This is a genomic window from Treponema sp. R8-4-B8, from assembly GCF_054786175.1.
The window spans coordinates 1-601 of sequence record NZ_BDHE01000250.1 but is presented as its reverse complement, the minus strand read 5'-3'; the positions used below and the strand labels follow the sequence as shown (position 1 = coordinate 601).

Below are 601 nucleotides of genomic sequence, written 5' to 3'. Positions count from 1 at the left end.
GGGCGTCCGCCGCTTGGAGTTTTTCCTTTTGGAAAGAAAGACTGCTTAACCGCCGCGGTTGTGTCGGGCGGAGCGGCGGAAAACGCGCGGGAAGCGGTTGAAGAAGGCGTGGATTTGTTTGTGACGGGAGAAAGCTCACATACGGTTTATCATGAGTGTCTGGAGGGGAAACTCAACATGATAGCCGGCGGCCACTACTGTACCGAAGTCTGGGGGCTTCAGGCTGTTATGCGTCATACAATGGCGGAACTTGCCATTGACGCTGAATTTTTGGATATTCCCACGGGGTTATAACTAAAAATTATTATAACTAAAAGTTATTATAACTTTTAGTTATTTAGGAGAATAAAAATGAAACAATTTGTAAAAGAGAAAATCCTCCCATTTTCACTTGCGGCGTTTATTATTATTGTGGATCAAATATTTAAGGCGGTTATTGTAAAAATTAAGCCAGAAGAGGGGCTTATAAAAGATGTTTTTAATAACGGCTTTTTATGGATTTATCATATCCACAACAAGGCGATTGCCTTCTGTTTGGGAGAAAATCTTCCAGATGTTATCAGGACTGTAATGTTTATCATAGTTCCAGTCCTGGTTTTAG

At 41.6% G+C, this 601-nt stretch carries 2 protein-coding genes; both read left to right on the top strand.

Translation table 11 applies throughout. The features are described from left to right. Positions 1 to 294 (top strand): Nif3-like dinuclear metal center hexameric protein (locus tag ACYVRA_RS08215; RefSeq protein ID WP_461252242.1); only part of this gene is annotated, 294 nt, incomplete at its 5' end. Positions 295 to 351: 57 nt separating this feature from the next. Then, the coding region (locus tag ACYVRA_RS08210) for a signal peptidase II (RefSeq protein WP_461252241.1) at positions 352 to 601 on the top strand (250 nt) is incomplete at its 3' end.